Genomic DNA, 16,061 nt, shown 5'->3' with positions numbered 1-16,061 from the left:
GGTCGACTGTCTGAAGTCCTCGGACGATGGTTCGCCGAGGTCCAGCGCTGACCGTCGAAGTTCGTGCCTGTTGGTGTCAGCCGCTGATGTCAGGCGCTGGATGCCCTCTTGACAGATCTGCCCGTCGCATCGACGACCCCCACTTCTGATCCGTAGCTATACAGAGATCGGTCGCTGACGGTCATACCGATTGTGCTAGGGCCTTACGAAGACGCTAGCGGGCGGGCACGGTTGCTGGGGTTGCTGTAATTCACTGCTGTACCGCAGCCCGCGGCAACCAACGCAACAAGCACCTGTTCGGCCAAAGGGCGCTGCTGGCGCCCCGACGCGCGCTCAGCAGTTGAACACCGACCAGCAGATGTCGTTCCGCAACCGCTGGTCGTCAAGTACGAGCTCGCGGATCGCCTCCGGGAGCTGGTCACGCTGCCACTGGCACTCGAGTCGCCCTGCGGCCTCACCCTCGCCTTCCGGCACGGCAGCACGTGCGGCCTTGATCGCATAGGCGGCCGCACCGAGCTCGTGGGCGGCGACGTGTGCGACGACCCCCGCCTGGCCGGCGGCGTACGCGGCATGCCGTGCTGCCCCACGCAGGTCTCTGGCCGCACCCATTGCATGGCCGCCCGCCGCGCGAGCCTGCATCATCTTGACCTCGCCACGCACCCAGGCGCGGGCATGCTCGATCGCCTGACGCGGCCGTGGGTCCTCAGGCTGAGCCGACTCGAAGAGGTCAAGGACGTGCTCCGCGCAAGATGCCGCCCATAGAGCGAGGAGATGGTGATTCGAATCAGTGAGGGTCCCACCGCGGCGGATCGTCACGAAGCGAGGGTCTCGGACCTTCGGAAGGAGCATGATTGACACTCCTGATGCTTGCATCCGTCCAATGCCTAAGGGCGCGCACGCGCGCAAGGCACGCCCCAAGCGCAGCCTGCAAACTCGATGGTCGACCCGCAAGGCTCGTCGGGTCCTTCCGGTCAAACGTCGAGCCTCATCCCTATCAGGTCGATCACGGGGAGTCGTCGACGTCGGCCAACCCGCCTTGTTGCTCGGCTGGCTGTCCGCTGAGGTTCGACGTCGACCGCTGCGGTCCGCCCCTGTTGGTGTCAGGCACTGATGTCATGCATCCGGGGCCCTCTTGACAAGATGCCCCCGACTCCTTCAACCGCATCTCCGGCTGTCAGTGCTGCATGCCAGTGTGCGGCCATGACGACAACGACAGAGCTCACCCTCTTCGCCGACTACTTCCACATACAGGTATCCGATGCGGATTCGGACGGTGATCTAAGCGACGCGTGGACGGACCAGGCCGTTGCCGATCACCTCGCGGTTGCATCGGATGCGCTGGGCATCGGCACGGTGGTCAATGTCAACGTATCCGTCACTGTTGTCGTCCTGCCTCAGGAGCCGAGTGATGACAGCTCGGAATTCGATCACGTCGTTGAGGCCAGCCTCGATGTGTCGTTGGGCCGCCTGATGGTTCTGGGCTGCACGGACTACGCCCCCGAGGCGGCTACGTTCGAGGTCCCGCCAGGCTGGAATCGCGTCCGCGTGTCCCGGAGCAACTTGGCTCGGGCAGCTCAGGCCGACGTCGACTCTGACGAGAGCCCCGAGACTACTGAGAAGATCCGTATCCAGGTGTGGGCGGCCCCGGAACGTCCAGCAAAGATCATCAAGCGGTGGTCTTAGCTCGACGGAGTCTTTGATGGCTGGCTCGTGTGCCCGTCCTTCGAGGCGCACTTTCACCACCATCTGTTACCCACCACTCACCTCAGCTCCCATCCCGTCCGCCGTCGACCCACACACCGTGGAGCGGGCGTGGTTCAGGGCGTCCAGGTGGAGCGCGCCACTGTACGAACGACCTGGACGCCAGGGGCCGCGTCTGCTCGGCTCTGCCTGGGTCGGTGGTGGACGGGATGGGAGCTCCCCGCGCACGCCACTACGGGCCCGCAGTCGGCGACGGTGCCCCCTCCATCCCGGTGCCGGCCGATCCCCCGCCGGAGGCATCATCTTGTGGCCGCGGATGACGTCTCGCCCTTGCCCGCCTGCACGCAGCGCGCCGCCGGGCGGGGCCGCCGCTGGCGAAGACAGAGCGGCGGCCCCGCCGACAAGGCGGCGCGCGCCCGCGCCGTGCGCGGGCCTTGAATCCGTGAAGAAGGTTGTAACTCAGTTGTTGGTCGGGGTGGTTCTCGGGTTCGCGTCGAAGTCGTACTCCAGGACGTACGAGGCGGCGTCCAGTGTCATCTCGTTGACCTCGACGGGGTGGCCCTTGTCCGTGAATGCGGTGCGGCAGATGAGGATGACCGGAGTGCCTGCGGACATGCTCAGTTGTGCCGCCTCGTCCTTCGACGGCATGCGTGAGCGGATCTCTTCGCGGAAGTGCACCGGCTCGTATCCGAGTTCGGCGAGCCTTGCGTATGTTCCGCCCGGCCCGGTGTCCTCCTGGGTGATCGCAGATCCGGCGACCAGGGGCATGGGAAGGTAGCTCGTCGCGAGCAGGACCGGCTTGCCGTCCAGGACGAAGCGCCGGCGCCTGACGCATGTCGTCCCGTCGTCGGCCAGGTTCAGGACTGCGTTGATGCGGTCGGGCGCTGTCTCCTCGGACACGGTGATCCGGTCGACCTCGAGTGCCCGGTCCTCGATGTCTGCCGACCAGATGGACCGGCCGTTGCCCCACTGGTCGCGGGCCAGTCGCTCGATGCTTCGGCGTCGGATCGGGCGGAAGGCCCGGACGAACACGCCGGCGCCCTTGCGGGCTTCGGCGACCCCTTCGTCCCGGAGGACGCTCAGGGCCTGTCGGGCTGTCATGCGGGCCACGCCGTGCGTGGTCATGAGGTCGTTCTCTCCCGGAAGCCGATCACCGGGACCGTAGTCGCCCGACTGGATCGCCTCGCGCAGGGAGTCCGCGATCCGCTGGTACTTGGGCCGACGGTCGTCGTCGGTAGTCGCCATTCCGGAACCCTCCTCGCTTCTCTAGACACCTTAGGCCATAGGTCGGAGGCTCGCTCGCTGCGTGTAACCGCTCGCGCTTCCTGCTCGCGGGTGCCTTGATTGATATCTCTAGAGATGTGGCAGATTCTGTAGATGTCTAGAGAGGTCGAGTTTTGGTCTCTGTGGATGCGGGGTGTCCGTGTGCCATCGTTCGGCATCGGCCCCTTCTCGATAACAGGGGCGGCAGTGCCGTCATCGAATTCTGTGGCGCCGATCGAGACGCTTCGACGGCCGGAACCAGCGCTGCTGTGATCGCGACGGCAGCGGCAAGGAGTGAGCGCGGATGGCCTGCATGATCGACCGCTATCCCTGCGAGGAATCGCCGCGGCTCGGGGCGATGACCTTGCATCCGATTCCGGAGTCCGTTCCCCGGGTCCGCCGCTGGTTCCGGAAGTTCATCGCCCCGTACGGTCCGCTCTGCTCGGTCGACGACTGCACGCTGATGATCTCGGAGTTGGTGACCAACGCGATCCTCTACGGACGGTCGGACGAGGCGTGGGTCGTACGGGTCGAGTGGTTCCGGGAGGGGGCCTCGCTGCGGGTGGAGGTGCACAACCCGGGATGCCCGGCGAGCGTGTGCCTCCGCCGACCGGACACCGGCGACGCGCACGGACGCGGGCTGCTCCTGGTCGATTCCCTCGCCGCATCCTGGCATTCCGGCCCAAGTCGTTTCGGGGGGACGGTCGTCTCCTTCGTGATGGCTGACGCCTGGCCGGCCTGAAGGGTTTGGGTGGCGTTGGCGTACGGCATGGGGGGATCGCTGTGTGCCTGCGGGCCGGGGTCGGACGTCACCGTCGCGCGTGCTTGACCGTCATGGTCAGGGGGATGGGCGACAAGTCTTCTGGCGCGGATCCGGCACGCGGCGAGTGATCACGGTGGACAGCAGAAAGGCCCGGGTCTCTGACCTGGGCCTTCTTCGTGGAGCGGGTGACGAGAATCGAACTCGCGCTCTCAGCTTGGGAAGCTGATGTTCTACCATTAAACTACACCCGCTTGTGATCCAGGACACTGATACCGACCGGTGTCCGGATGCCCGCCCACTGTACCCCATGCCAGGTCCCCGGTGTTTTACGTGCCGGGGACCTGATGCTGTTTCAGAGAGGGAAGCGTGTGCGGAGGGCTGAAGTTGGGGCGTACGGTGGGGCCCCGAGTGAGGGGTGCGCGGGGTGGGGAGTCCCCTCGTGAGGGCGTCTCCTTGATCCCGTAATGTGGCTTTTGTCGTCAGGGTAGGAAGCCAGATGCGGTTCTTGGGAAGGGACTCTTGGACTTGATGGAGCGCACCGTCGTCCGCTGTGCCGATGGGCACGTATTCGCCGCCACCTCGTTCCCGATGCAGCAGGCCGAGCGGCTCGGCCCCGGTCGGTTGCTGCGGTGTCCGCGCTGTGCGCGGCTTCGCAGCGTCGTACCGGTGACTTTCGGGAAGCGGTAGAGCGGTAGCGGCAGGGCTGTGTCCGGGCCGCCGGTCGTGAGAGCGGTCGGCGGGCCGGGGCAGTACGGAGACCTTGGGCGTGGGCGCGTGGGGCGGCGCGGTGGTGGCCGGCCTGCGCGTCTTGCGTATCCTCGGGGAGTGCTTCTCTCAGACAAGGACATCCGGGCCGAGATCGACGCCGGGCGGGTACGGGTCGATCCCTACGACGAATCCATGGTGCAGCCGTCCAGTGTCGACGTGCGCCTCGACCGCTTCTTCCGGGTGTTCGAGAACCACCGGTACCCGCACATCGACCCCTCCATCGAGCAGGCGGAGCTGACCCGGCTCGTCGAGCCGGAGGGGGACGAGCCCTTCATCCTGCATCCCGGTGAGTTCGTGCTGGCCAGTACGTACGAGGTCATCTCACTGCCCGACGATCTCGCTTCGCGGCTCGAGGGGAAGAGTTCGCTGGGGCGGCTCGGGCTCGTCACGCACTCGACCGCCGGGTTCATCGACCCCGGCTTCTCCGGGCACGTGACCCTCGAGCTGTCGAACCTCGCGACGCTCCCCATCAAGCTGTGGCCCGGTATGAAGATCGGCCAGCTGTGTCTGTTCCGGCTCAGTTCGCGCGCCGAGTTCCCGTACGGCAGTGAGCGGTACGGGTCCCGTTACCAGGGGCAGCGCGGGCCCACCGCCTCGCGCTCCTTCCTCAACTTCCACCGGACCCAGGTGTGAGCGGGATGAGTGACGTGGGCGGAGCGCGGGAGAACCTGAGCTACGAGCAGTTCGGGGTGGCCGTGCGGGAGCTCGCGCAGGCCATCGCGGACGACGGGTACCAGCCCGACGTCGTGCTGAGCATCGCGCGGGGTGGCGTCTTCGTCGCCGGCGGGCTCGCCTACGCCCTCGACTGCAAGAACATCCACCTCGTGAACGTCGAGTTCTACACCGGGGTGGGGACGACGCTGGAGATGCCGGTCATGCTGGCGCCCGTGCCCAACGCCATCGACTTCACCGACAAGAAGGTGCTGATCGCGGACGACGTCGCCGACACCGGCAAGACGCTCAAGCTCGTCCGCGACTTCTGCCTCGGCGCCGTCGCCGAGGTGCGCAGCGCCGTGGTGTACGAGAAGACGCAGTCCCTGGTGAAGTGCGAGTACGTGTGGAAGCGGACCGATGAGTGGATCAATTTCCCGTGGAGCGTTCAGCCGCCCGTGGTGAAGCGGGCCGGGCAGGTTCTCGACGCGTAGAGGGACGCACGGCCGGCGCGGCCGGGGCAGGACGACAAGAAGAAGGGGGCTCCCGCCGGGAGCCCCCTTCCTCGTGTGCTGCTCGTGGTCAGAGCGTGCCCAGCTTCACCAGGGACAGCAGGGCCAGGAGCTGGATCGCGGACGCGCCCAGGGCCTTCGGCCAGGGCAGGTCGTGGGAGCGGCTGACCATCAGGGTGAGGAGCGCGCCGCCCGCGACCCAGGTGGCCCAGCCGACGATCTGGACGAAGGTGGCGTCGCCGCTCGCGAACATCGCGAGGATCAGGCGGGGGGCGTCCGTGAGGGCCATGATCAGCATGGACAGGCCGACCGTGGGCTGCCAGGCGCCGTTGCCGCCGAGCTGGCGGGCCAGGGAGTGGGTGACCACGCCCAGGATGAGGAAGCTGATCACCATGGCCACGCCCGTCATCAGGACGATGGGTATGGCGCTGGTGATGGTGGCGTCGATCGCCTCTTCGCGGGCGCCGTCGAAGCCGAAGACCGCCAGCAGGCCGTAGAGGAAGGTGACGGTGAGGGCGGGGCCCCACACCGTGTAGTCGCGCATCCGCAGGAAGGTCTGGTCGGGAGCGGTGACGATGCCCTTGAGCAGATCCTTCCAGCGCAGGCGGGGACCGACCGGGCCCGGCGGCGGGGCCGCGTCGTCGTGGTAGTGGTCGTCGCTGATCCGGAAGGCCTGGGTGTGCCCCGGATTGTTGGCCGCGTACGGGTCGTGGGGGGCGTGCGGGCTGTGCGGGCCGGGAGGGTACGCGCCGCCGTCGCCGAAGTATTCGGGCTCGCCGTGGCCGCCGCCGGCCCCGGGGCGGTGGTGGCCGCCGTAGCCGCCCGGACCGCCCGGACCGCCCGGTCCGCGGTTCATCTGCGGCCAGCCGCCGCCGTTGCCGCCGCCGCTGTGACCACCTCTGCCGTAGGGCGGCTGCTGGGGCGGGTACGGCTGAGGCGCCTGCGGGGAGCCGTACGACGGCCCCGGCGGCGTCTGCTGTCCGTACGGGGGTTGTTGCGGTCGCGCGTGAGGAGCGCCGTTGTTGTCCCGGCCGCGTCCGATCCTGAATCCAGCCACGTTGTCGAACGTACCTGGTCCCGGGGGGCCGCGTGCCGGGCCCGGGGTTTCGGGCCCGGCTTTGCGGCCGAGCTGTGACATCCCCTAAGGGGCCGTCAGCCTGGCGGTCCGTCCTTCGGAGGGTCTGGCGCGGCCCCGGTCCTCCGCAGGACGGAGCCGGGGCCGGCAGGCGTCAGTCGGCGAAGCCGCCACTGAACTCCGGCAGCTTCACGGCGTCCTGCGTCGTCGGGGTGGTGCTCGTGCCGCGCAGCAGGATGCCGCGCCACTGCGCGCTCACGCCGAGGTCGGCGCGGCCGTCGGCGTTCAGGTCGCGCAGACGTACGGAGTTCCCGAAGAAGGAGTCGGCTTCGGCCGGGCCCAGCACCGTCTGGGCGATCCAGGAGGAGCGGGAGCCGCTGAGGCCGCCCGAGCCGCCGCGGAAGACGTGCACGCCGCCCTGGTAGGCCCGGCCGCCGACGTTCTCGTGCGGCACGCCGACCGCGAGGTCCGCGTGGCCGTCGCCGTTCGTGTCGCCGGCGGAGACGGCGTAGCCGAAGTTGTCGTCCGCCTCGGCGGAGCCCGAGACGCCGGCCGTGGCCTGGGTGAACGTGGTGGAGCCGCTCGGGCCGGAGGAGGTGCCGCGCCAGACGGTGACCGCGCCCCGGCCGTTGCCCTGGTCGGGCAGGCCGACGGCGATGTCGCCGTAGCCGTTCTTGTCGAAGTCGCCGATCGTGGCAGCCCAGGGTTCGCTGGTGAAGGTCTTGTACGGGCCGGAGGTCAGGCCGGAGGACGAGCCCTTGAGAGACCAGATGCGGTGCAGGGGCTTGTCGCTGCCGGAGGCGAACTGGGTGCCGAGGACCACCAGGTCCGTCCGGCCGTCGCCGTTGACCTTGCCCGCGGTGAGGCCGTGCGAGTACCAGCTCTCTCCCGCCTTGTCGATCTTGCTCACGGTGCCGGCCTTGCCGGCCTTGGTGAACGGGCCGCGGTGGAGCCACGCCTCGTTGCCGCCGATCAGCGCGAGGTCGGGCGAGCCGTCACCGTTGAAGTCGCCGGTGGCCAGGTCGCGGCCGAAGTAGCCGTAGCCCCCGCCGGCGCCGGACTTGGGGGCGACGCTGGTGCCGCCGGACAGGCCGGACTTCGAGCCCCAGACGACGGTGACCGTGCCGCGGTACTCGGCGCTGCCGATGTGCTCGCTGGGGTTGCCGACGACGAGGTCCGCGTAGCCGTCCTTGTTGAGGTCGGCGCTCGCCAGCGTCTCGCCGAACTGGTCGTCCTCCTCGCCGGTCCCGGGGATGCCCGGGCCGTCCTGGTGGATCAGCTGGGGGCGGGTGGTGTCGAGGCCGTTCGCGGTGCCGTAGAGCACGGTGACGGTGCCGCCCTCGCGGTCGACGTCATTGGTGCCGCCGTAGGCGAGGTCGCGGCGGCCGTCGCCGTTGAAGTCGTCGTAGTGCTTGGCGACGGCGGCGGAGGCGGGGGCGGCGAGGAGGACCGGGGTGAGGCCGGCGGCCAGGAGGGTGGCGGCCAGGGCGGCTCCGGTGTGTCCGCGCAGAGGGGTCCGCAGAGGGGTCCGCATGGAGGTCTCCGTGGGGTTCGTGGGCCCGTGGGGTTCGTGGGCCCGTGGGAGGGGGCGGTGGTCAGCCGGCGAGGGCCGTGCCGAAGCGCGGGCTGCCCGCGGTGGACACGCCTGCCGTCGTCGGGCCGAAACTGGTCGCGCCCGTGGCCGTGAGACCGGTCGCCGTGCCGCGCAGGAACCAGACCGAGCCGTCGCCGGAGTTCTCGCCCGGTGCGGACAGGGACAGGTCGGCACGGCCGTCGCCGGTGTGGTCGGTGAGGACGACGCGGGTGCCGAAGAGGTCACCCTTCTCCGAACTTCCGGGCACGCCCGTGGTGTTCTGGGTGAAGGACTTGGCGCCCTTGGTGGTGAGGCCCGAGGCCGAGCCGTACAGGACGGTGACGGCGCCGGCCCCGCTGTTCTCGCCCGCGGTGCCGACGGCCAGGTCGGCGTACCCGTCGCCGTTGACGTCGCCGAGGGCGACGCCGCTGCCGAAGCGGTCGCCGGTCTCGGACGAGCCGGGGACGCCGGCGGTGTCCTGGGTGAGGACGAGCGGGGCGCGGTCGGCGGCCAGGCCGTCCGGGCCGCCGTAGACCACCGTGACCTTGCCGCCCTTCGCGCCCTCGGGATCGGCGGAGGTCTCCCGGTCGTTGCCGACGGCGAAGTCCGGGTGGCCGTCGCGGTCGATGTCGCCGGCGGCGGAGACGTACCCGGCCGGCATCCGCTGGAGCCAGTCCGTGTAGTTGCCGATCCGCAGGTCGGCCAGGGAGGTGGTCGCCTTGCCGGTGTGCGCGGCGCGGCCGTGCAGGACCATCGGGCCCCGGCCGTCGCCGGGGGCGTCCGCGGAGGTGAGGTGGGTGACGCCGGGCGAGGAGGACCACCAGTCGTACTGCGAGCCGGAACCGCCGTTGTGCGCGCCGGTCCTGGTGAGCGGCCCGTCCACGACGGACAGGACGACCGGGCCGGTGGAGCCGACCGCGACGTCGAGGTCGCCGTCGTCGTCGAAGTCGCCCGTGGCCAGCGCCTGGCCGTAATGGTCGGAGTCCCTGCCGGAGAAGTTGAAGAGGGTCCGTGCCCCGGACAGGCCGGACTTCGAGCCCCAGACGACGACGGCCGTGCCGTTGCCCGAGTCGCCGTTGGTGTCCTCGCCGGGTGCGCCGATCAGGAGGTCGGCGTAGCCGTCGGTGTTCAGGTCGGCGGAGGCCAGGCTGCTGCCGAAGGCGTCGCCGGCCTCGGCGGTGCCCGGGACGCCGGAGGTGTTCTGGGTGATCAGGGTGCGCGTCGAGGTCTTGGGGCCGGTGGAGCCGCCGTGGACGACGGAGACCGCGCCCGCCTTCGCGTGGCCGGCGACCGTGGCGTCCGGGGCGCTGATCGCCAGGTCGGTGCGGCCGTCGCCGTTGAAGTCGTACGGGGTGGCGGTGGCCGGGGCGGCGTGTGCGGCGGGGCTCGCCGTGCCGAGCGCGGTCAGGGCGGCGACGAGGAGGGCGGCGGTGGTGGTGGCGCGGGGACGCATGGGACTCCTGCGGCTGTGCGGGGCGTGACGGCGGTCCGGGTGGCGGTCCGGGTGGTGGTGCGGGAGGGGATGCGGGAGGGGGTGCGGGCTGTTGGTCACTGGGCTATCGCCCAGGCGAAGTTCGCGCCGCCCTTGAGGGAGACGTCACGGGCGGAGATGAACTTGGCGCCGGAGGTGGTGAGTCCGGTGCCGGTGCCGCGCAGGACGGTGGCGGCGCCGTAGCCGTTCTCGTAGCCGGCGCCGATGACGAGGTCGGCCCTGCCGTTCTTGTCGAGGTCGACCAGGCGGACCGACATGCCGAAGGCGTCGTCGGTCTCGTTGCTGCCGGGCACACCCGCGGTGTTCTGCGAGTACTGCTTGGCGCCCTTGCCGGTCAGGCCGGAGGCCGAGCCGAACAGGAGGGTCACCGTACCGGTGTCCTTCTTCGTGCCCAGGTCCTCGCCCCAGGCGCCGACCGCGATGTCGGCGTAGCCGTCGCCGTTGACGTCGCCCGCGCTCAGTGCGGAGCCGAACCGGTCGCCGTGCTCGCCGCCGCCGGGCACGCCCGCCGTGTCCTGGTGGATCACGGTCGGCTTCTGCGCGGGGTCGGGGCCGTTCGGGCCGCCGTACCAGACGGTGATCCGGCCACCGGTGCGGCCGTTGACCGAGTTGCCGTCGCGCGGGTCGCCGTGGTCGCCGAGGACGAGGTCGCCGTAGCCGTCCTTGTCGACGTCGGCGATCACGCCGTTCAGGCCGTCGGCGTCCGGCAGTTCGAGGCGGGCGTAGTCCGACCCGGGGTGGGCGTCCCAGTTCCCGGGGTCGTGGCGCATGTAGTGGATCGCGCCGGCCGAGTCGCCGTCGACGCCGAACGGGTAGACGCGCTCGGCCGCCCGGTCGCCGGTCATGTCGCCCGCGAACACCTCGTAGGTCGAGCCGAGCTCGTCGACGCCCCGGTGGCTCGCGGGGGCGCCGGTGCGGGTGAAGGGGCCGTTGTAGAGGTAGGTGCGGCTCTGGCCGGTGGCGGTCACGTCCATGTCGCCGTCGCCGTCGAAGTCGCCGGTCGCGATGCCGGAGGAGTAGCCGCCCCATTCGCTGAGACCGGACGGCCGGGGCAGGACCGCGCCGCCGGACAGGCCCGACCTGCCGCCCCAGACGACGGTGACCGAGCCGATGCCGTCGCGGTCGCCGATGGCCTCGTACTGGGCGCCGACGACGAGGTCGGCGTAGCCGTCGCGGTCCAGGTCCGCGGCGGCGAGACTGTTGCCGAAGCGGTCGTCGGTCTCGGCGGTGCCCGGAACACCGGCGGAGTTCTGGGTGATGACGGTCCGCCTCGCGGCCGACACGCCGGAGGACGAGCCGTACAGCACGACGACGGCGCCGGCGTACGGCACCGAGCCCACGTCGGCGCTCGACGCGCCGATGGCGACGTCCCGGTAGCCGTCGCCGTTGAAGTCGCCGGCCAGGCCGGAGGGGGCGGCGGCGGCCGACGGGGCCGACAGGACGAGCAGGCCGCCGGTCAGTGCGGTGGCGGTGGCGGTGGCCAGGGCGAGGCGCACGGGGTGCTGGTGCATGCGGAGTTCTCCTGCGGGGGCCGGACGCGGTCGGCGTGCCGGGAAGTTCGGGAAGGGATCTCGATCGATGACGCGAGGTGAGGCGCGACGTGGTGTCCGGCCGGGGGCGGGCGGTGCGCACGGCGGATGGGCCGTCGATCATGTCCTGGGCCGGATCGCGGAAGCCGTGTGTGCGTGGTGCGCGGGATTTTCGTGCGCCGCGGGCCGGCACCGGCCGGCCGTCGGCGGCGGAGGCCGACGGTCGCCGGTGCCGGCCCGCGGTTCGCTCAAGTGGCCCGGTCGGGTCAGCCGTTGACGTGGAAGCCGAACAGCGGGGTGCCGGCCGAGGAGATGCCGGCGGGGGTCAGGCCGATGCCGCGTCCGGCGGGGTCGATCTTCGTACCGTCGGAGTTGAAGACGACGGCGTAGCCGTTGTTCGCGTTCTCCCAGGGGAGGCCGACCGTGAGGTCGGCCTTTCCGTCGCCGGTGACGTCGGAGAGGAGGACCTCGCCGCCGAAGCCGTCGCCCTCCTCGCTGGTGCCGGGGACGCCCGGGGTGTTCTGTTCCAGGGCCTGGGAGCCGGTGTCGCGGAGGCCGCCGTTCCAGCCGTAGATCACGGAGACCATCCCGGCGTCCTTGACCCCGTCCAGGTCCTCGCCCGGCGCGCCGACGACGAGGTCGTCGTGGCCGTCGCCGTTGATGTCGCCGAGGGAGACCTCGTAGCCGAAGTTGTCGCCCTTCTCGTTGCTGCCGGGGACGCCCGCCGTGTTCTGGCTGATGGTCTCGGCGGCGCCCTCGGGGCCGCCCGCCGTCCCGTAGACGATCTCGACGGCCCCGCCCTTGGCGACGCCCGCGCTGTTCGTGCCGGCGTCCCAGCCGTTGCCGATGACGATGTCGCCGTGGCCGTCGCCGTCCACGTCGCCGATGTCGGAGATGATCCCGGCGGGCAGCTTCTGCGCGCCCGACGTCGTCACACCGGAGGAGGAGCCGGGCAGCCAGTAGTTGGCGTTGTACGCGTACTCGCCGTCGCTGTCGCCCTCGTAGCCGTCCACGACCAGGTCGGTCCGGCCGTCGGCGTCGATGTCGCCCGGGGTGAGGTTGAAGATGTCCAGGCCCTTCACCTTGAGGATGGGGGCCGTGACGCTGTAACGGCCTCCGGTGGAGCCCGACTTGGTGAAGCCGCCGCGGTAGATGTCGACCTTGTTGATGTCGGACGCGATCGCGAGGTCGTCCCGGCCGTCGCCGTTGTAGTCGCCGGCCGCGACCACCTGGCCGAACCAGTCGTGGGTGGAGCGGGCCGGGTCGGAGACCGTGGTGCCGCCGGACAGGCCGCCGGCGCCGCCCCACAGGATGGCCACGGTGCCGCCGTCGGTGTCCGAGCCGGCGTCCTCGCCCGGCGCGCCCACGGCGAGGTCGGCGTAGCCGTCGCCGTTGTAGTCGCCGGGGGCGGTGTGGGCGCCGAACTGGTCGCCCTTCTCCGCGGAGCCGGGGACACCGGCGCTGTTCTGGTGCAGGGTCTGGATCTTCTTGGCGCCGGCGCCGCCCGGGGAGCCGTACAGGATGGTGACGGACCCGGCCTTGGACTTGCCGTTGACGGAGGCGAGGGGAGCGGTGACGGCGACGTCCCGGTAGCCGTCGCCGTTGAAGTCGCTGTCGAGGCCCGGGGCGGCGGCCGCGGGTCCGGCCGCGGCCACGAGCAGGCCGCCGGTGAGCGCGGCCGCCGTGGCGGTCGCCAGAGTGATGCTGAGCTTCTTGCGCATGGGTCTCCTGCCCTGTGCGGGACGGCCGCCGGCTGCGGCGTCCCGTGCCGGTGCGGTGGGTCATCCGTGTTCGTCCTGGAGGGGGCACGGGTTCACCGGGTGATCACCCGGTGATCACCGCCAAGGAGACCGGCGAGGGGCGGGGAGGGTTGTACGTGGACATGGCGAATGTGGGGGACGGATGTGCGGCGGATCCGGCGGGCGCCGACGGGCGTGAGGCCGTCGTCCCGTACCGCGCGGCGGTGCCCGGGACGGACGCCCGGGAGAACGGCAGCGCCCCGTCGCCGGCCGGAGCCGGGACGGGGCGCTGGAGGAGGGGCGGGCCGGTTACTTCACCGGCTCGGGCTCCGGGGTGGTCTCGCTCTCCGCCTCACCGGCGGGGTCGAGCGGCGTCTTGACGGACTCCAGCAGGAGCTGGGCGACGTCGACGACCTGGATGGACTCCTTGGGCTTGACGCCCGCGGCGGAGCCGCTTTCGGCTGCGGCCTTCTTGCCGTTGACCGAGTCGGTCAGCATGACCAGGCAGAACGGGCAGGCGGTGGAGACGATGTCGGGGTTCAGGGCGAGGGCCTCGTCGACGCGTTCGTCGTTGATGCGCTTGCCGATCCGCTCCTCCATCCACATCCGCGCGCCGCCGGCGCCGCAGCAGAAGCCGCGCTCCTTGTGGCGGTGCATCTCCTCGTTGCGCAGGCCCGGGACGTTGGCGATGATCTCGCGCGGAGGCGTGTAGATCTTGTTGTGCCGGCCCAGGTAGCACGGGTCGTGGTAGGTGATGAGGCCCTCGACCGGGGTGACCGGGATCAGCTTGCCCTCGTCGATGAGGTGCTGGAGCAGCTGGGTGTGGTGGATGACCTCGTAGTCGCCGCCGAGCTGCGGGTACTCGTTGCCGAGGGTGTTGAGGCAGTGCGGGCAGGTGGCGACGATCTTCTTCGCCGACTTGGGCTTCCGCGTCTCCTCGGTGACCTTGCCCTCGTCGTCGGTCTCCTCGCCGAAGGCCATGTTCAGTGACATGACGTTGTCCATGCCGAGCTCCTGGAACAGGGGCTCGTTGCCGAGGCGGCGGGCGGAGTCACCGGTGCACTTCTCGTCGCCGCCCATGATCGCGAACTTGACGCCCGCGATGTGCAGCAGCTCGGCGAAGGCCTTGGTGGTCTTCTTGGCGCGGTCCTCGAGGGCGCCGGCGCAGCCCACCCAGTACAGGTACTCGACCTCGGACAGGTCCTCGATGTCCCTGCCGACGACCGGGATCTCGAAGTCGACCTCCTTGGTCCACTCCAGGCGCTGCTTCTTGGCCAGGCCCCAGGGGTTGCCCTTCTTCTCCAGGTTCTTGAGCATCGTGCCCGCCTCGGACGGGAAGGAGCTCTCGATCATCACCTGGTAGCGGCGCATGTCGACGATGTGGTCGACGTGCTCGATGTCGACCGGGCACTGCTCGACGCAGGCGCCGCAGGTGGTGCAGGACCACAGGACGTCCGGGTCGATGACGCCGTTCTCTTCCAGGGTGCCGATCAGCGGGCGCTCGGCCTCGGCCAGCGCGGCGGCGGGCACGTCCTTCAGAGCCTCGGCCGAGGCCTTCTCCTCGCCCTCCATGCTCTTGCCGCCGCCGGCCAGCAGGTACGGGGCCTTGGCGTGCGCGTGGTCGCGCAGCGACATGATCAGCAGCTTGGGGGAGAGCGGCTTGCCGGTGTTCCAGGCGGGGCACTGCGACTGGCAGCGCCCGCACTCGGTGCAGGTGGAGAAGTCCAGCAGGCCCTTCCAGGAGAACTGCTCGACCTGGGAGACGCCGAAGACATCGTCGTCACCGGGGTCGGTGAAGTCGATCGGCCTGCCGCCCGACGTCATCGGCTGCAGGGCGCCGAGGGCGACGTCGCCGTCGGCCTCGCGCTTGAACCAGATGTTCGGGAAGGCGAGGAAGCGGTGCCAGGCCACACCCATGTTGGTGTTGAGCGAGACCACGATCATCCACACGAACGAGGTCCCGATCTTGATCATGGCGACCAGGTAGACCAGGTTCTGCAGCGTGGTGACGTCGAGGCTGTCGAAGGCGAGCACCAGCGGGTACGAGGCGAAGTACGCCGCCTGGTAGCCGTCCACGTGGTGCAGGGCGCCCTCGAGGCCGCGCAGTACGTAGATGGCGAGGCCGATGGTGAGGATGACGTACTCGACGAAGTACGCCTGACCCGACTTGGAGCCGGCGAAGCGGGACTTGCGGCCCGGACGCGACGGCAGGTTCAGCAGACGGATGGCGATGAGCACGGCGATGCCGAGCACGGTCATCACGCCGATGAACTCGATGTACATCTCGAACGGCAGGAAGCCGCCGATGACCGGCAGCACCCAGTCGGCCTGGAAGAGCTGGCCGAACGCCTGGGCGAGGGTCGGCGGCAGCGTCAGGAAGCCGACGGCCACGAACCAGTGGGCGATGCCGACGACGCCCCACTTGTTCATGCGCGTGTGGCCGAGGAACTCCCGCACCAGGGTCACACTGCGCTGGTAGGGATTGTCGGTCCGGGTGCCGGCCGGAACCGGCTGGCCCAGCTTGAAATACCGGACGAACTGGCCGATCGCGCGCGCGAGCAGGGCAGCGCCGACCACGGCCAGGACCAGCGACACGATGATCGCGGCGAGTTGCATGGGGGCTCCTCGGGCCTGCGAGGGTTTCGTCGGGGGCTCCTGCCACGGGATACCCGACATTACTAAGCGGTAACTTATGCAGTCCGTCTGAGACTACCCCTAACCCCAGCCGCACTGTAGTCGGGTGCGGGGTGATCTGAATCGCTGAGGCTTGCCTTGGGAGACGCTCCGGGTGCGGCCGCGTGACGGCCATCAAAGCGGGGCATACGTCACTAACTTATATCCGTGGCGCACACTTGTATCCGCAGGCCGCCGTCCTGATACCGCCGTCCCGGCGGCCCGCGGGCACCTCGGCGCGGTGCCTCCGTGTTCTCGCGCGAGGTTTCCGCCCGCCGCCGTCCGCTGTGGCCGCCCCGGCCGCCGAGGGGGTCGCGACCCC

General features: G+C 70.2%; 12 protein-coding genes and 1 tRNA gene. 4 read left to right on the top strand and 9 right to left on the bottom strand.

The annotated features are described in order from the left end of the window. Positions 1 to 333: 333 nt before the first annotated feature. Positions 334 to 849: a putative immunity protein gene (locus ACIF80_RS18525; RefSeq protein WP_399805763.1), complete on the bottom strand. Its 516-nt coding sequence runs from the start codon at positions 847 to 849 to the stop codon at positions 334 to 336. A gap of 351 nt (positions 850 to 1,200) precedes the next feature. Here ACIF80_RS18525 and ACIF80_RS18520 point away from each other — a divergent pair, with 351 nt between their 5' ends. Further along, positions 1,201 to 1,683 (top strand): hypothetical protein, encoded by a 483-nt coding sequence (locus ACIF80_RS18520; protein WP_399805761.1) that lies wholly within the window; start codon positions 1,201 to 1,203, stop codon positions 1,681 to 1,683. 477 nt (positions 1,684 to 2,160) lie between these two features. On the opposite strand, the gene ACIF80_RS18515 is transcribed toward ACIF80_RS18520, so the two are convergent. Next, a complete protein-coding gene (locus tag ACIF80_RS18515) occupies positions 2,161 to 2,946 on the bottom strand; it encodes a GntR family transcriptional regulator (protein WP_399805760.1) in 786 nt (261 codons plus the stop codon). Positions 2,947 to 3,268: 322 nt separating this feature from the next. Between ACIF80_RS18515 and ACIF80_RS18510 the strand changes: the two genes are divergently transcribed. Beyond that, on the top strand, positions 3,269 to 3,706 hold the full coding sequence (locus tag ACIF80_RS18510; protein ID WP_399805758.1) for an ATP-binding protein: 438 nt from the start codon (positions 3,269 to 3,271) through the stop codon (positions 3,704 to 3,706). A gap of 198 nt (positions 3,707 to 3,904) precedes the next feature. Here the strand turns inward: ACIF80_RS18510 and ACIF80_RS18505 are convergent. Then, positions 3,905 to 3,978, bottom strand: a tRNA-Gly gene (locus tag ACIF80_RS18505). A 574-nt stretch (positions 3,979 to 4,552) separates the two neighbouring features. Between ACIF80_RS18505 and dcd the strand changes: the two genes are divergently transcribed. Together dcd and ACIF80_RS18495 are read left to right on the top strand one after the other, a co-directional pair. Then, positions 4,553 to 5,128, top strand: coding sequence for a dCTP deaminase (gene dcd / locus ACIF80_RS18500; RefSeq protein WP_399805756.1), 576 nt, complete (start codon positions 4,553 to 4,555; stop codon positions 5,126 to 5,128). 5 nt (positions 5,129 to 5,133) lie between these two features. Continuing rightward, entirely contained in the window at positions 5,134 to 5,640 is a 507-nt protein-coding gene (locus tag ACIF80_RS18495; RefSeq protein ID WP_399805754.1) for a phosphoribosyltransferase, read from the top strand. Between the two features lie 88 nt (positions 5,641 to 5,728). Here ACIF80_RS18495 and ACIF80_RS18490 read toward each other — a convergent pair whose 3' ends face one another. From ACIF80_RS18490 to ACIF80_RS18465, 6 genes are all read right to left on the bottom strand, one after another. Further along, on the bottom strand, positions 5,729 to 6,796 hold the full coding sequence (locus ACIF80_RS18490) for a Yip1 family protein (protein ID WP_399805752.1): 1,068 nt from the start codon (positions 6,794 to 6,796) through the stop codon (positions 5,729 to 5,731). Between the two features lie 91 nt (positions 6,797 to 6,887). Then, entirely contained in the window at positions 6,888 to 8,267 is a 1,380-nt protein-coding gene (locus ACIF80_RS18485; protein WP_399805750.1) for an FG-GAP-like repeat-containing protein, read from the bottom strand. Positions 8,268 to 8,328: 61 nt separating this feature from the next. After that, on the bottom strand, positions 8,329 to 9,759 hold the full coding sequence (locus ACIF80_RS18480; protein ID WP_399805748.1) for an FG-GAP repeat protein: 1,431 nt from the start codon (positions 9,757 to 9,759) through the stop codon (positions 8,329 to 8,331). Between the two features lie 95 nt (positions 9,760 to 9,854). Further along, positions 9,855 to 11,309: a hypothetical protein gene (locus tag ACIF80_RS18475; protein WP_399805746.1), complete on the bottom strand. Its 1,455-nt coding sequence runs from the start codon at positions 11,307 to 11,309 to the stop codon at positions 9,855 to 9,857. A gap of 284 nt (positions 11,310 to 11,593) precedes the next feature. After that, complete coding sequence (locus ACIF80_RS18470) at positions 11,594 to 13,048, bottom strand: FG-GAP-like repeat-containing protein (protein ID WP_399805745.1); 1,455 nt, start codon at positions 13,046 to 13,048, stop codon at positions 11,594 to 11,596. Positions 13,049 to 13,375: 327 nt separating this feature from the next. Beyond that, entirely contained in the window at positions 13,376 to 15,682 is a 2,307-nt protein-coding gene (locus ACIF80_RS18465) for a heterodisulfide reductase-related iron-sulfur binding cluster (protein WP_399805743.1), read from the bottom strand. Positions 15,683 to 16,061: the final 379 nt, after the last annotated feature.

This window comes from Streptomyces sp. NPDC085927, assembly GCF_044540975.1.
In the GTDB taxonomy this organism is placed as follows: Bacteria; Actinomycetota; Actinomycetes; order Streptomycetales; family Streptomycetaceae; genus Streptomyces; species Streptomyces hirsutus.
The sequence above is the reverse complement of the archived record's forward strand: the minus strand, read 5'-3'. Positions and strand labels throughout refer to the sequence as shown.

Bases quoted from the DNA above. Each gene is read 5' to 3' on its own strand.
- ACIF80_RS18510 (WP_399805758.1), top strand. From the start codon at position 3,269: ATGGCCTGCATGATCGACCGCTATCCCTGCGAGGAATCGCCGCGGCTC.
- ACIF80_RS18470 (WP_399805745.1), bottom strand. From the start codon at position 13,048: ATGCGCAAGAAGCTCAGCATCACTCTGGCGACCGCCACGGCGGCCGCG.
- ACIF80_RS18465 (WP_399805743.1), bottom strand. From the start codon at position 15,682: ATGCAACTCGCCGCGATCATCGTGTCGCTGGTCCTGGCCGTGGTCGGC.
- ACIF80_RS18480 (WP_399805748.1), bottom strand. From the start codon at position 9,759: ATGCGTCCCCGCGCCACCACCACCGCCGCCCTCCTCGTCGCCGCCCTG.
- ACIF80_RS18495 (WP_399805754.1), top strand. From the start codon at position 5,134: ATGAGTGACGTGGGCGGAGCGCGGGAGAACCTGAGCTACGAGCAGTTC.
- ACIF80_RS18485 (WP_399805750.1), bottom strand. From the start codon at position 8,267: ATGCGGACCCCTCTGCGGACCCCTCTGCGCGGACACACCGGAGCCGCC.
- ACIF80_RS18475 (WP_399805746.1), bottom strand. From the start codon at position 11,309: ATGCACCAGCACCCCGTGCGCCTCGCCCTGGCCACCGCCACCGCCACC.
- ACIF80_RS18520 (WP_399805761.1), top strand. From the start codon at position 1,201: ATGACGACAACGACAGAGCTCACCCTCTTCGCCGACTACTTCCACATA.
- ACIF80_RS18515 (WP_399805760.1), bottom strand. From the start codon at position 2,946: ATGGCGACTACCGACGACGACCGTCGGCCCAAGTACCAGCGGATCGCG.
- ACIF80_RS18490 (WP_399805752.1), bottom strand. From the start codon at position 6,796: ATGTCACAGCTCGGCCGCAAAGCCGGGCCCGAAACCCCGGGCCCGGCA.
- ACIF80_RS18525 (WP_399805763.1), bottom strand. From the start codon at position 849: ATGCTCCTTCCGAAGGTCCGAGACCCTCGCTTCGTGACGATCCGCCGC.